Raw genomic sequence first — 14,689 nt, forward strand, 5'->3', positions numbered from 1 at the left:
GCGTTGATGCTGCCTTTAAAGAGTGTCCTAACGTATGTGCGTAGCGCTATACTTGAGCAACTTGATCATTTTTCTCAAGACTAGATCTTATAGAGAGTATCTTTTGTCGAATCTCAGGCATTTTAAGAATTTCTTGATCTAACTGGTTTGTATCTTTCTCTAACAGAGTAATCAAAGTTGATAAGACTTTTTCTTTGGGATTAATTAGAGCTAATTGAATCAAAACTTTTTTTGTTCTTTATCTGTTGCAAGAGGATACAAGCTACCAAATATAGCAGCAGCTTTCTTTTCATCTTCCCCTGTTAAAATATCTACCGAGGCAGTAATTCTTGTAGAGAAATCTTGTGAACGGGTAAGCTGAGCTGTAGCTATCCCAGTGACTACATTAGAAATAGAAGTAATCACTCCGAAAACTGCGGCTGCGAGCGCTACACTTTTAGTCGATAAATCTAGTTTTTTATCTAACAAAGCAAAGTCATCTTTTTTGGGAATTTCCTTGTTCTCAGAGGTCATCAGCTACCTAACATATTAAATTCTTTGTCCTAAAAATATCATATGCTTTTGCATATAATGAAAAAATTCTAGAAGTTTTTAGCTTATTTTTCGGTGGTCGGTATGTGTTTAAAGCAAATTTAGGTTTAGTTCGTAGTATTCCTTTAACAGGGATATTACGATATAGAAGAAGCAAAAGTGCTGAGAATCATCACCGAAAATTTTAGGATCAATAGTGTTTTGCTTAAAGTATTAATCAAGCGGGGCAAAGCGATCGGGCAAATCTTCCAGCGTTTTGTCGTTGGCGCGAAGTAGTAAATCGAGAGATTTCATTTGGGCGATCGTAAAAGTAGGAATGCTGTCTCCAGCTTCCCAGCGGCTAATGGTGCGGGCAGATGTGCCAATTTGTCGGGCAAATCCTTCCTGAGACAGCCCCAACTCTTCCCTAAGTTTTTTCAAAGGCGAAACAGGCGAATTGCTTAAAGCCTCTCTCTTTTTAATCACGGTATTCGGCAAAAGAAAAACGATCGCCCCCCTACATCACAGGTTGCAGCATTTCCCGCACTGAAATCACGCAGTCAGGAAATGCAAGGGGCGCAATATCCATGGTTTCTCCTAAAACCAATTCGCTTTGATATCCCTCAGCGTTGGGAGAGCGAAACACATGGAGTTTGCGATCGACTATATCCAGCACCCAATAATCTGCAATGCCTGACTTGGCGCAGGCGATCGCCTTCATCCCGCAATCTAGCCTCAAACTTGAATCGGCAATTTCAATGACCAGCAAGACCTCGGTCGCCACAGGATGGTGATCGGTATATTCCAATGAACGGGGGATAACGATCGCAATATCAGGTTCTGGCTCAGAGTAGTCATCCAGCTGAATCGGCTCCTGCACCCGGACTAGAGCGCGAGTGCCCAAACGATTTTCAATTGAGCGCCGAGTGCGAGTGTTAGCAACGCTGTGTGCCGTTCCTTTCACCGCCGTCTGGATGACCTGTCCTGCCAGTAACTCAACCCGTTCTTCTGAGTGAAAAATCCCAGCTTCAGCCATCCGGTGGTAATCTTCAACCGTTAAAAGACGAACCTCTACAGCCATCTTTTACCTCCAAAAACCGTATCTCCCCTCTTAACTATCAAAAACCACCGCGTGCCATGCCTTCTTCTGATCGCCTGTGATATCAAACATGACATGCTTGACGATCGTGTATTCTTCTAGCGCGTAATAGGACATATCCTTGCCGATGCCGCTCTGCTTAAAGCCGCCGTGGGGCATTTCGCTGGCGATCGGCAAATGGTCATTGATCCAGACCGTGCCGCACTCTAGAGCCGCCGCCATGCGCATGGCTCGCTGCACGTTGAGTGTCCAGACGCTGCCTGCCAGACCGTAGGGCACATCATTTGCCAGGTGAATGGCTTCGGCTTCATCGGAGAAGCGGTTCACCACAATCACAGGTCCAAAAATTTCGTCTTGGACACAGCTTGCCGATTGAGAAGCCTCTACTAAAATCGTCGGTGGATAGAAATAGCCTTCGCCTTCGAGCAAGGTACCACCCGTCGCCACCTGGATGCCCTGCTGCCGCGCTTCTTCCACAAAACCATGGACTTTAAGCCGCTGTGTTTCGCTGGTCAAAGGGCCAATGTCTGTGTCTTCGGCGAAGGGATCGCCGACTTTGAGCGATCGCGTCAGCTCCACAAAGCGATTCAAGAACTGGTCAAACACCTCGCTTTGGACATAAATCCGAGTGGCTGCCGTGCAGTCCTGCCCTGTGTTCATGAATGCTGCCGGAATTGCGCCCCTTGCGGCTGCCTCAATATCTGCATCGGCAAACACCACAAAGGGAGCCTTGCCGCCCAGTTCCAGCGTGACCCGCTTGACGCGCGGACTGGCTAGTTCAGCAACACGCTTGCCTGTGCGCGTACTGCCCGTGAAGCTGATCATCCGAATGTCTGTATGGGTGCAGAGGGCTTCACCGACTGCTGCGCCTCCGGTCACAACGTTGATCAATCCGGCAGGGAAGCCGCATTCTAGAGCAATTTTGGCTAACTCGATCGTCGTAATGGGCGTATTGGGGGCAGGTTTGATCACGACGGCGTTTCCAGCTGCCAATGCCGGAGCTAGCTTCCAGATTGCCATCATAAACGGGTAATTCCAAGGGGTGATGGCTCCGACTACGCCGATCGCCTCTCGTCGAATCATGCTGGTGTAGCCGCCGACATATTCACCCGATGCCGCCCCTTCAGGACGACGCACTACGGAGGCAAAGTAGCGTAAGTTATCGATCGCAAAGGGAATATCGCCGCCTGTGGTCAGCTTCATGGGCTTTCCGGCATTTTGACTCTCCAGCTTTGCCAGATCTTCGCTATGGGCCTCCAAAGCATCAGCTAGCTTCATGAGTGCCGCACTGCGTTCGCCATAGGACAAAGCCGCCCAGCCTTTTTGCGCCTGTTTTGCCGCTGCAACAGCGCGATCGACATCTTCTACCGTTCCCAGCGCCACCGTAGCAAAAACTTTGCCTGTCGCTGGATTAAGCAAGTCTTCGCTGCCTGTTGCCACCAGCTCACTACCGATCACCATGGGATAATGCGTCAGTTTTTCCATGAAAACCTCCTGATTTACTGCTATCCGATTTTGTAGTTTAGATATTGCGCGGTTCAAATATTAACGGTATCCGCCTGAAGATTCTGCCAGTCTTGCTGCAAATGCTTTGCCCAGTCGATCGCCATGGGCAACCCCGTAAAGGGAATCTTGATTTCTTCTTCGGCAAGTTTAAAGGCGATGGCGACTTTTCCAGCCTTGTCGGGCGGATTCTCTAGATCAATAGGGCGATCGCCCACCACGCTAATATCTTGCACCTGCTTGAGCGAAAAGGTTTGCAGGTCTTTGGGAGATTGGCGATCGGGCTTGCCCCAGGTAATATCGCTACCTTTTTGTCCTAGAACCGCGTAGATATCGTACTTTGCGTGGTCAAACGGCTCTGCCCAGATGCGGTAAGCCTCTAGCTTTTGATATTCGCTACGACCTGCCCAAGCCAGCCAGATAAAGACCGCTAGTAATGGAAACCAGAGAAGTCCGTGGATCATGGCAACACTCAATCACTTATAGCAATACTCAATCACATGACTCTCTTCATCATCGCGCAAAAACCTGCTCTACCGTCAGATTGACAGCGCTTTGCGCTGAGTTCAGCGCAGCTCCTAAAAGATAGCTGCGGTTTATGCAATTGAAATTGCTGTAAGTTCGGGAATAGGCATGAACAGATGCGATCGCTTCCCTGAAATCCCCGCGTCTTATATCTTGCATCCATCAAGCTACAGATGGTGAATGTCGGCTGCTGAGGATTGCCAGTGAGATAGTTATCGCGCCATAGGATTATGTCTGTCAGGGGTGAAAGTTCTAGGATAGATTAGAACACCCAATCATCTGTTCTAATTCCTTCTCTGATTTCCCCATGACCGATCGCCCTGCATCTCCAGACCCCCAGCTTGCCGATCTGCCCGATCGCCTGATCAAACATGCCGTGCGCTACGCCGATCATCGATCGGTCAATCGGGCAGATCTGACTCCCATGATTCGGCATTATGTGGAGATGAAAGATCTGCATCCCCAGGCGTTACTGCTATACCGAGTCGGAGATTTCTTCGAGACTTTCTTTCAGGATGCTATCACCGTCTCGCGGGAGCTAGAGCTGGTGCTGACCGCCAAAGATGCCGGAAAAGAGATTGGCAAGGTTCCGCTGGCGGGTATTCCCCACCATGCTCTCGATCGCTACTGTGCGCTGCTAGTCGAGAAAGGCTTTGCGGTCGCCATTTGCGATCAGACCGAAGATGCGGCAGAGGCTCAGGGGCGGCTGGTAACGCGGGAGGTGACGCGCATCATTACTCCCGGCACCATCCTGGAAGAGGGAATGCTTAATGCCCGACGCAATAACTACCTGGCGGCTGTCGTCGTGGCAGGCGTGCATTGGGGGCTGGCGATCGCCGATATTTCCACGGGCGAATTTCTGACCACCCAATCTAGCGGCTTAGAGCTGTTGACTCAAGAGCTGCTGCGCCTACAGCCTTCTGAGGTGTTGGTGCCCACCAATGCGCCAGATTTGGCGGGTCTGCTGCGACCGGGAGAAAAGTCGAGCCATCTGCCTGACTATCTGCCGCCGCAGTTTTGCTATGCCCTGCGATCGCAGTCTCCTTTCTCCCTATCAGAAGCACGGCAGCGGATTCTGGAGCGATTTCGAGTGCGATCGCTGGAAGGTCTAGGCTGCGATCATTTGCCGTTAGCCACCCGTGCTGCTGGGGGTTTGCTGGAATATGTGGAGGATACTCAGCGAGAGCGGCAGGGATCTGCGCCAATACAAAATCTGCTTCAGCCCCTCTGCACCTACGCGCTGACAGAATTTCTCACCCTCGATCACCAGACGCGCCGCAACTTAGAAATTACTCAGACCGTGCGGGATGGCACCTTTCACGGCTCGTTGCTGTGGGCACTCGACAAAACCGTGACTGCCATGGGCGGACGGGCATTACGGCGCTGGCTGTTGCAGCCGTTGCTGAAGATTGAGGCGATCGCGGCTCGACAAGCCACCGTTCAAGAGCTGGTGGACAACAGCGCTTTGCGACAAAACTTGCAGCAATTGCTGAAGCAAATCTATGACCTGGAGCGACTGACGGGACGCGCCGGATCTGGAGTTGCAAACGCCCGCGATCTGGTGGCGCTAGCAGACTCTCTGATCAGATTGCCGGATCTGGCAGAGCTGGTGGCACCTGGAAAATCGCTCTATTTGCAGGCGCTTCAGACGGTGCCCCCTGTACTCGATCGCCTGGGCAAGCACTTGAAAGCCCATCTGGTGGAAAATCCGCCGCTCTACCTGACGGAGGGTAGCCTGATTCAATCGGGGATTGACCTGCACTTGGATGAGCTACGGCAGCAGATTGAAGCCGACGAACAGTGGATCGCGCAACTTGAGGTGAGCGAACGCCAGCGTACCGGAGTCCCTAATCTAAAAGTCGGCTACAACAAGACCTTTGGCTACTACATCAGCATTTCCCGCAACAAATCTACCGAGCAGCCGCCAGAAGGCTACACTCGCAAGCAAACCCTGACGAATGAAGAGCGCTACATCACCACTGAGCTGAAGGACAAAGAAACCGCAATTCACAGCGCCCGCGAAGAGCTAAACAAGCTGGAATATGAGCTATTCGTCAATCTCCGGGCTGAGGTGGTCGAGAAAGCCGATAGCATTCGGGAAGTAGCAAAGGCGATCGCCGCGATCGATGCCCTTTGCTCTTTTGCAGAAATGGCGGCACTACAAGGCTACTGCTGTCCCCAAATAGTTTCGACGCGGGAAATTACAGTTCTGGACGGTCGCCATCCGGTGGTGGAGCGAGCGATCCCAGCAGGATTTTTTGTCCCCAATTCAGTGGAGTTGGGGAGTCGGGAGTCGGGAGTCGGGAGTCGGGAGTCAGAGACTCTATCCTATCCCGCATCCCACACCTCAACTTCCACCCCCCATTCCCCCCCGGATCTGATCATCCTCACGGGGCCCAATGCCAGCGGCAAAAGCTGTTATCTCCGGCAGATTGGGCTAATTCAGCTCATGGCGCAAGTTGGCAGCTTTGTTCCGGCAAAGGTGGCGGTGTTGGGAGTATGCGATCGCATTTTTACCCGTGTTGGAGCTGTGGATGATCTGGCAACTGGACAGTCCACCTTTATGGTGGAGATGAACGAAACTGCCAATATTCTCAATCACGCTACATCTGCTTCTCTAGTGCTGCTAGATGAAATTGGGCGCGGCACCGCAACGTTTGATGGACTGTCGATCGCCTGGGCGGTTGCCGAACACCTTGCCAGCGAAATCTGTGCCCGCACAATTTTTGCCACCCACTACCATGAGCTAAACGAGTTGGCTGCTTTGTTGCCCAACATCGCCAACTATCAGGTGACGGTCAAAGAGCTGCCCGACCAAATTATCTTCCTACATCAGGTGCGCCCTGGCGGAGCCGATCGCTCCTACGGCATTGAGGCAGGACGGCTTGCCGGACTGCCTCCCTCAGTGATTCAGCGGGCAAAGCAGGTCATGAGTCAAATTGAGCAGCATTCCCATATTGCGGTAGGGCTACGTCAGCCAGACAAGGGGCAGCCAGACGAGGAGAAAAAGAGCGAGGGGCAAGTCAAAGAGAAAAGCGATCGCAGTAAATGGCGAACTGTGCCGCCTACGGGACAGTTAGATATTTTTGGCTAATTGCTCTATCCGTGAGAAAACTAAACTTCTGTTTCAGCTAGGGTGACGATCGCCTGTGCCCACTTCACATATTTCAGCGCTGCTAAATCACCAATGGTTTTGACATTAAAGGCTTTGCCCAACATCGCGGCTTCGTCGGCTGTGACTCCCTGGAGGGCAGCGACAGGAGCAGCAACCAACTCCTTCAATGTTTTTCCTTCGTAGGCTTTATCGAGCGCTTTGTCGAGATTCATCTGAATACCCCGCAGTGTGATGGATTTGCGTCACATCTTATCAAGCCGCAGATAGAAGAGTGGTGTTCGCTAGATTACAGCCTCGCATACTTGCTTCATGAAGTCACAGCCGCAAATGGCCCATATCTAACAAGGTTTCACGCAACCTTCTGAAATGCCCTTGTCGTTCGATCGCCAGAGAACGGCATAATGGGCATGAAGTGAGTTAAACCAGACATCCCGTGAAATACTTTTTCCTATCGGACGGTTGGAGTGTCGGCAGAGTCTGGGAATTCGGCGGGTTGTGGAATGAGATATCCTGGCAACGCAAGCCCGAAATCCATCAGACTCATTTATGCCTCTGGGAAAACGGCGAGAAGCTGTGGCTCTATCGAGTGGAAGAGGCAGTTTTAATGGTGGAGGTAAAACCGAGCGCCGCTGATAACCCTGCCACTCGCACGATCGGACAAGTGGTTCTGAAGCGTTTGATTTCAGGCGATCAGGCGATCGAACTTCTTTCCAGAGCCGAAGTTTATGTCAACATCGGCGAATTTAGCGAACTTTAGCCATCATGAAAACCATTGGCTTGATTGGTGGATTAAGCTGGGAATCGTCGCTAGAGTATTACCGAATTCTCAATCAAACTGTGAAGGCTAAGCTGGGTGGTCTGCATTCCGCCAAGGTGTTGCTGTACTCCTTCGACTTTGCTGAAATTGAGGCACTCCAGCACCAGGGAGACTGGCAGCAAGCCAGCGATCGCATGGTCAGCGCGGCTCAAAGCCTGGAGCGCGGTGGCGCAGACCTGCTGCTGATCTGCTCAAACACCATGCACAAAATGGCGGAAGCTGTGCAGGAAAGCGTCGCCATTCCTCTGCTGCATATTGCCGATGCGACTGCTGAAGCCATTAGGGCTAGAGACATTCATACCGTTGGCTTGTTAGGAACGCGCTTCACAATGGAGCAGGATTTTTACAAAGGTAGGCTCGATCGCTTCGGTCTACAGGTCCTGATACCCAATGAAATGGAGCGATCGATCGTCTATAACATCATCTATGACGAGCTTTGTCTAGGACAGGTTAACCCTGCATCTCGGCAGCACTATCGCCAAATCATGCAATCCCTCGTTGCTAGGGGCGCAGAAGGCATCATCTTGGGCTGTACCGAAATCATGCTGCTGGTTCAGCCCGGAGATAGCGCCGTACCGCTGTTTGATACCACCGCGATTCATGCAGAAGTGGCAGTAGCGTTTTCAATCTACTAGACCCCTTGGAGATTAGAGTTTTGGGATCAGGTTGGGTGAGGGCACAGCCCCCATCATAAAAGTCCCCGTTTTAACCGCCTTGGCGGTTGCTACACAGCTATGGCAAGCAATAAAAGGGGGAGGCACTGCCTCCCCCTTTTATTGCTTGCTGAATGAGCTAAACGGGCTAAATGAATTAAACAGTAAGGGTTCGACGCTTCGAGACTAGACGGAAGGCATCCACAATGTCACCTTCAGCCCAATCCTTGAAGTTGTCCAGACCAATACCACACTCATAGCCGGAGTTGACCTCCTTCACGTCATCCTTCATCCGCTTCAGAGAGTCCAGATTCCCCTCATGCACCACGGCTTTATTGCGCATGATGCGGATACGACAGTTGCGGACAATCTTGCCAGACAGAACATAACATCCGGCAACTGCACCACGACCGACTGGGAAGACGGCTCGTACCTCGATCTGACCCAACGGCTCTTCCACCATTTCTGGATCGAGCAGACCCTCCATTGCCGCCTGGATATCTTCCAGCAGCTTGTAGATGATGTTGTAATCGCGGACATCCACTCCGGCTGTATCGGCAGCTAAACGAGCGCCGCTGGCAAAAGTAGTGTTGAAGCCCACAATGACTGCCGAGCTGGCAGCAGCCAAATCTACGTCAGTTTCAGTGATTTCTCCAGGCGCAGCTAACAAGACGCGCACCTGAACCTCTTTCTGAGGCAGCTGCTGCAGGGCACCCAAGAGCGCTTCTACTGAACCCTGAACATCCGCCTTCAGAATCAGGTTGAGTTCCTTTAACTCGCCCTCTTGTACCTGTGCCGAGATTGTGTTGAGGCTGACTCGACGAGAACCCATAGCCTGCTGCAAGCGAGACTGCCGCTGCTGATCCATTCGGCTCGAAGCAACTGCCCGTGCCTCTTTCTCGTCAGCATAAACCTCAAACTCATCGCCAGCCGCCGGAACGTCGCCCAGACCCAGTACCTCGACCGCAAAGGAAGGAGAAGCTACTGTGACCCGCTTACCGCGATCGTCCACCATGGCTCGAACCTTACCAAATACAGAGCCAGCCACTAAGATATTGCCGACCTTGAGGGTACCATTCTGAATAATCAGCGTTGCCACAGGCCCACGAGATTTGTCCAGATTGGCTTCAATCACAGTCCCTCTAGCAGAGCGATCGGGGTTGGCGCTCAGATCTTCAACTTCTGCTACCAGAAGAATCATTTCTAGCAGCGTATCCAGATTCTCGCCATTGATGGCGCTAACTGGAACCATAATTGTATCGCCGCCCCATTCTTCAGAGACTAGACCGTATTCAGTCAGCTCTTGCTTCACCCGCTCAGGCTGCGCTCCTTCTTTATCGATCTTGTTAATGGCAACAATCAGGGGCACTCCGGCTGCCTTAGCGTGGCTAATCGCCTCGATCGTCTGAGGGCGAACGCCATCATCTGCCGCAACGACCAGGATGGCGATGTCCGTCACCCTAGCACCCCGTGCCCGCATCGCCGTAAACGCTTCGTGACCCGGAGTATCCAGGAAGACGACTTGTTGCGACTTGCCATCATGCTCCACATCGACGTGATAGGCACCGATGTGCTGCGTAATGCCTCCGGCTTCGCCCTGTGCCACCTTGGTTTTGCGAATAGAATCCAACAGGGTTGTTTTACCATGGTCAACGTGACCCATGATCGTCACCACAGGCGGACGACGCTGGAGACTGTCCATATCGGCGAAGTCCAGCATTTCGGTCACTTTCTTGGCTTCTGCTTCCGCTTCACCCGTTTCCACCTCGATCTCAAATTCCTTTGCCACCATAGCAGCCGTAGGAATATCAAGAATTTGGTTGATGTTTGCCGCGATTCCCTTGATAAACAGAACTTTGATCAGCTCAGTTTCAGGGACAACCAGTAGGTCTGCCAGATCATGAACAGATAGGCTGTTGGTAAGAACTAAATGCTCTGGACGCTGACGTACTTCTTCTTGACGACGATCGCGCCGGAACCCTCTAGACGAAGACTCGCCGCCGCTGGTCGATCGCTTGTTCCGCTGAGGTGCAGCTGCCGTTGGCTTGCTTACCTGACCCGGCTTACCCTTGGGCTTCGGCGGACGCGCTAGAGAGAGACTTACCTGAATCGGGCTAGGCTCGTCGCTGTAGCTGTCGTCATCATCTAGCAACGGCTCATCTAGATCGATCTCATCATCATCTTCGACAACCTGAGTGCGGCTTCGCTTCGCTTTGGGAGCCGCAGCCTTGGCGCTTTCTGCCTCCTCTTCTTCTTCCTCCCAAGATTTGTTGCGCTTGGGCGGGCGGGGTGGCGTTGGGCGACGCAAATCATCTGTACCCTCTACTCCAGTAGGAGCCGCTCCCGGAACAGCCGTCTTGCCGTTTTCTTCAGTGCCGCCAGCAGGGCGTACGGGTTTGAGTCGCAGCTCAATGGCAGGCTTGGGTCTGAGGGCAGTTTCGCCTCCAGGAGTGCGATCGACTCGTCGAGGTCCATCCTTGATCGGAGCCGCAACGCCAGACCGAATAGGTTCGCGTACTTCTTCTCCCTGACCTTCCGAAGCGCCCACTCTGGCTCGCTTCAGCATCGGACGACTCACTAAATTAGGTAACGGCGCATCGGATCTTGCGGCGGGACGAGGAGGAGGAGTTAGCTCAACGGGGTCTACAGTTTTGATGGCGATCGAGTTGGCAGACGGAACGCTGCGGGGCGGACTCGCCTGTTGGAGAGCGGGTTGATCTTGAACGGTTGGAGCTATTGGATCTAACTGCTCACTTTGCTCCACTTCGTCCAGTTGAGCAGGTTCCGCTAAGGAGCTAGTCGTCACGCTGGCGACCGAAGGACTAGCCGAACTGTTTGCTTTAACAGGACGCACAGGTAGGCTAGGTTTTGCTGTGACCCTAGGTGAAACTGGAGCCGTGTCTACGACGCTTTCATCTGATTCAGAGTCAGGTCTTCTGGGAGGCTCTGCCAGAGGGCGGTTGCGACGAATCTCCAGAATCTGCTGCTTCTTGACAGGCGGAGGAGAGATGGGCTGCCTAGGAGCAGTTGCAGCAGGAGAAGAGGGTGCTGGATTAGGTCTAGAAGCGACTGGGGAGTGAACGTACTTTTCAGCAGCAACCCGAATTTTGGCTGCTTCAGACTCTGTAATCGTGCTGCTGTGACTCTTGACTGAAATATTTAGCTGCTCACAGACCGCTAAAAGATCTCTATTATCCAAATTCAATTCCTTTGACAACTCGTATATTCTCACTTTGCCGTTGTTCATCCACTACTTCCTCTGCGTCCCGACTGATTTTACATAATGACCTACTGCTTTTGTTGAAACTACGCTCAAGATCCCTAAATTGAATGCAAGTTGCTCACACCCAATCGATCGCGGTAGGCAATCGATCGCAGCAGTGTAGAGGCTCAGCTATCTCATACAGATCCAGCCAAAGTTGGCTTTGATGAACCAGTACACAATAGGAGAAAAATGTTTTCTCTAACCCTGGTATAGCTTTCTCTACCATATTGCACGAATTTCCGGAAAATTGGAGGCAGATTTCGGGCGGGATTTCCCCTGTTTAGAGCGGCAGCTTTAGACCTAGGACTGCATGAGTTGGCATCCTATCCGGCTTCAGCCGATCGCCCCATCGTTGTCACCCAACCTCCCCGAACGCCACATCACTCAAATCGCTAATATTGATGTCGTTTGTCCTTCTGCTCTGCTTGACTACTTTTGAGCCGGGTATTTACTGTAGCACTTGGGAGCTTGCCTTACTTGCCGCTCTCCACTACAGACCCTTTACTCGCCGTACTTCCTACTATCGTATCTGAAGCTGATAGGTGTTGCCACAGCCCATGATAGATCTCCGGAGGCACGACTGCCTTGAGCGATCGACCCAGCCGATCTTTCTTCTGCGCCAATTCTAGACAGGTAGGCTTGCGACACAGGTATACAGAACGCCCCATGCCATCCAATTGTACAGCGCGAGAAGGAAACACTCGAACAATTCGCAGAAGATCTGCCTTGGGAGCGACCTGACGACAGCTCACACAGCGGCGGTAGTTGGGTTGCATGAAAGTAGATTTAGGACAGCCGTACTTTAGAGTCAGAATTCTGATCCTGCGCAAGAAAATTATGCCTGAGGGCGCTGCATCGCCTCGCTGGTTTCCGTACCAAAGCCGTCTTCAGCAGTACCTAAATCTTCAAGCATCTCATCTCCCGACATCTCATCTTCGGGCATCTCGTCTTGGGGCATGTCCTGTGGCTCCTCTTTTTCAGAGTTATCTGCTGCGTCCAGATCGCTCTCTTCTACGATTTCTTCTTCAATGTCCTCATTTTCCCAATCAGACTCACGATACTGACGGCGCTCTTCGAGCAAAGCCTCAAGTTTGCGGTCTTCAGCCTCATAGTCGTACTTGGCGGCGTCTTTAATGTCAATCTTCCACCCGGTTAGGCGAGCCGCCAGCCGCACGTTTTGCCCTTCTTTGCCGATCGCCAGACTGAGCTGATCGTCTGGAACCAAGACATGGGCTTGGCGATCGTCCGGATTCATCAGCCGCACTTCCTCCACACGGGCAGGGCTGAGGGCATTAGCGATATAAGTAGCAGGGTCGGGCGACCAGCGAATCACGTCGATTTTCTCGCCGCGCAGCTCGTTTACCACCACCTGAATTCGTGAGCCGCGGGCGCCAATGCAGGCTCCGACCGGATCAACATCACGCTCTAGCGTGTCTACCGCGATTTTGGTGCGTGGACCTACCGATCGCGAAGGCGGATTGGCTTCACGGGCAACCGCAACAATGCGCACAATTTCTTCCTCAATTTCGGGAACTTCAGTAGCGAACAAGTCCACTACCAGTCCTGCATCCGATCGAGACACGAGGAGCTGAGGGCCACGATGGGAACCCTCCAGCACTTTCTTGAGAAATATCCTAAAGGTGGCGTTGGCTCGGTAATTATCGTTGGGCAACTGATCGCGCTTCAGCAGCTCTGCCTCGACTTCGGGCTGACCGAATCCGCTCGTGACTGCCATAATCACAGACTGCCGCTCAAATCGCAGCACACGAGCCTGTAGGATGGTGCCCTCCAGCTCCTGAAATTCTTCCTGAACGAGCTTGCGCTGTTGGTCACGGAGCTTTTGCGCCAAAACCTGCTTGGTTTGAATCGCCGCCATCCGCCCAAATTCCCCTTGCTCAGGAGTCACATCTAGCACCACCGTGTCGCCAAGCTGAGCTTCAGCCGCGACTTCCTGCACTTCGTCCAGAGAAATTTGGTGGTCGCCATTGGAGACTTCTTCGACGATCGTTTTGGTTGCCAGCACTCGGAAGCCTTCGTCTTCGATGTCTAGCTCTACCTCAAAGTTATTAAAGTATTCTTCGTCAAAAATAGAGCTATCTGGACGATGGGTACGCCGATAGCGTTCATAGCCCTTGAGCAATGCTTCTCGCAGGGCAGCCTGAACGGCATGTTTGGGCAAGTTACGGTCGCGGCTGATGCCTTCGATCATATCTTGTAGCCCTGGTAGAGTGACCATTGACATAGGATGAACCTCGTTTCAAGTTTTAAGTTATTAAGTTTCTGAGTAGTGGGCAGCTGTGACCGATCAGCTACGATCGACAAGCTGCACTTTACTAACCAGGTGACGGGGAATGGTGATCGCCCGTCCTTTTTGATTGAGAAAAACGCTTGTCTCGTCTCGCCGCACTAAGTTACCCGTCCAGGAAACCTGACCTTCATAGGGCTGATCAGCCGTCACCACGACCGGAAACCCTTTGAAAGAAATAAATTCGCGATCGGTTTCTAGCGATCGGGAGATGCCGGGACTGGAGACCTCCAAAACATAAAGATCGGGAATGAGGTTGACGGCATCTAATGCTGCTTCTAAAGCACGGCTCATGCGTTCGCAGTCGCTCAAACTTGTCTCGTCCTGCCGATTGCGGATATCAACCCGTAGCACAGGCGGACTCTGATTGGTTTGAAACACAGCGCCCACGACATCCAGTTCAAGGGTTGCTGCAACGGGAGTGGCGATGTCGATGACCTGGGGAATCAAAGGATGAGTCATGATCGGATGAGAAAATTAAACGCGCACCTAAAACCAAAAAAAGTGGGCACTGACCCACTTCAAGCATGGAATGATGTCTTCGCAACATTGTCCCGAAAACAATGCCTCAACTACAAACCCCCAACGCCAAAAATTAGGGATATAGAACATCCCTGCTTTCCACAAGTCTAGCGTATCCACTTTAATGGTGTCAGTTTTTTGCAGCAATTGGGGCTAAGAAAGCCTCTCTCCAACTTGGAGAGAGGCTTTTGCTACTTGTATGGCCCTACGTAATTGAGTTAGGACAAGTTATTTTTTGAGAGCCGCGCTCCGCGCGGCTCTCAAAAAATAACTCATTTGGAGCTAAGCGCGTAGCGCCATAGTTGTTATGGCAACCGCCAAGGGCTCTTCCCAACTTTTGGTGATCCTGAAATCCTTTTTCAGAAGGTTTGTTAC

14 protein-coding genes are annotated in these 14,689 nt (G+C 52.0%); 4 read left to right on the top strand and 10 right to left on the bottom strand.

Annotated elements, in window-relative coordinates:
• Positions 1-219: 219 nt before the first annotated feature.
• From AC5JMP_RS26230 to AC5JMP_RS26250, 5 genes are all read right to left on the bottom strand, one after another.
• Complete coding sequence (locus tag AC5JMP_RS26230) at positions 220-513, bottom strand: hypothetical protein (RefSeq protein ID WP_495854459.1); 294 nt, start codon at positions 511-513, stop codon at positions 220-222.
• 231 nt (positions 514-744) lie between these two features.
• Positions 745-951: a helix-turn-helix domain-containing protein gene (locus AC5JMP_RS26235; protein WP_495854460.1), complete on the bottom strand. Its 207-nt coding sequence runs from the start codon at positions 949-951 to the stop codon at positions 745-747.
• A 76-nt stretch (positions 952-1,027) separates the two neighbouring features.
• Positions 1,028-1,591: a Uma2 family endonuclease gene (locus tag AC5JMP_RS26240; protein WP_495854461.1), complete on the bottom strand. Its 564-nt coding sequence runs from the start codon at positions 1,589-1,591 to the stop codon at positions 1,028-1,030.
• A gap of 30 nt (positions 1,592-1,621) precedes the next feature.
• Positions 1,622-3,094: an aminobutyraldehyde dehydrogenase gene (locus AC5JMP_RS26245; protein WP_495854462.1), complete on the bottom strand. Its 1,473-nt coding sequence runs from the start codon at positions 3,092-3,094 to the stop codon at positions 1,622-1,624.
• Between the two features lie 53 nt (positions 3,095-3,147).
• On the bottom strand, positions 3,148-3,576 hold the full coding sequence (locus AC5JMP_RS26250) for a hypothetical protein (protein ID WP_495854463.1): 429 nt from the start codon (positions 3,574-3,576) through the stop codon (positions 3,148-3,150).
• A gap of 368 nt (positions 3,577-3,944) precedes the next feature.
• Between AC5JMP_RS26250 and mutS the strand changes: the two genes are divergently transcribed.
• Entirely contained in the window at positions 3,945-6,731 is a 2,787-nt protein-coding gene (mutS, locus tag AC5JMP_RS26255; protein ID WP_495854464.1) for a DNA mismatch repair protein MutS, read from the top strand.
• A 20-nt stretch (positions 6,732-6,751) separates the two neighbouring features.
• Here the strand turns inward: mutS and AC5JMP_RS26260 are convergent, their stop codons facing one another.
• Positions 6,752-6,964: a hypothetical protein gene (locus AC5JMP_RS26260; protein WP_495854465.1), complete on the bottom strand. Its 213-nt coding sequence runs from the start codon at positions 6,962-6,964 to the stop codon at positions 6,752-6,754.
• 221 nt (positions 6,965-7,185) lie between these two features.
• Here AC5JMP_RS26260 and AC5JMP_RS26265 point away from each other — a divergent pair, with 221 nt between their 5' ends.
• Together AC5JMP_RS26265 and AC5JMP_RS26270 are read left to right on the top strand one after the other, a co-directional pair.
• A complete protein-coding gene (locus tag AC5JMP_RS26265) occupies positions 7,186-7,509 on the top strand; it encodes a hypothetical protein (RefSeq protein WP_495854466.1) in 324 nt (107 codons plus the stop codon).
• Positions 7,510-7,514: 5 nt separating this feature from the next.
• Positions 7,515-8,204 carry an aspartate/glutamate racemase family protein gene (locus AC5JMP_RS26270; protein ID WP_495854467.1) on the top strand — a complete coding sequence of 230 codons (690 nt, stop codon included), beginning with the start codon at positions 7,515-7,517 and terminating at the stop codon, positions 8,202-8,204.
• Positions 8,205-8,379: 175 nt separating this feature from the next.
• Here AC5JMP_RS26270 and infB read toward each other — a convergent pair whose 3' ends face one another.
• Positions 8,380-11,469, bottom strand: coding sequence for a translation initiation factor IF-2 (gene infB, locus AC5JMP_RS26275; protein ID WP_495854468.1), 3,090 nt, complete (start codon positions 11,467-11,469; stop codon positions 8,380-8,382).
• Between the two features lie 328 nt (positions 11,470-11,797).
• On the opposite strand from infB, the gene AC5JMP_RS26280 reads away from it, so the two are divergent.
• Complete coding sequence (locus AC5JMP_RS26280) at positions 11,798-11,926, top strand: hypothetical protein (protein ID WP_495854469.1); 129 nt, start codon at positions 11,798-11,800, stop codon at positions 11,924-11,926.
• Positions 11,927-11,960: 34 nt separating this feature from the next.
• On the opposite strand, the gene AC5JMP_RS26285 is transcribed toward AC5JMP_RS26280, so the two are convergent.
• From AC5JMP_RS26285 to rimP, 3 genes are all read right to left on the bottom strand, one after another.
• The gene (locus AC5JMP_RS26285) at positions 11,961-12,263 is read right to left on the bottom strand and encodes a YlxR family protein (protein WP_495854470.1); all 303 of its coding nucleotides are present in this window, start codon (positions 12,261-12,263) and stop codon (positions 11,961-11,963) included.
• Positions 12,264-12,322: 59 nt separating this feature from the next.
• On the bottom strand, positions 12,323-13,729 hold the full coding sequence (gene nusA / locus AC5JMP_RS26290) for a transcription termination factor NusA (RefSeq protein WP_495854471.1): 1,407 nt from the start codon (positions 13,727-13,729) through the stop codon (positions 12,323-12,325).
• 63 nt (positions 13,730-13,792) lie between these two features.
• Complete coding sequence (gene rimP, locus AC5JMP_RS26295; RefSeq protein ID WP_495854472.1) at positions 13,793-14,254, bottom strand: ribosome maturation factor RimP; 462 nt, start codon at positions 14,252-14,254, stop codon at positions 13,793-13,795.
• Between the last annotated feature and the right edge of the window lie 435 nt (positions 14,255-14,689).

This window comes from Drouetiella sp. (assembly GCF_059504425.1).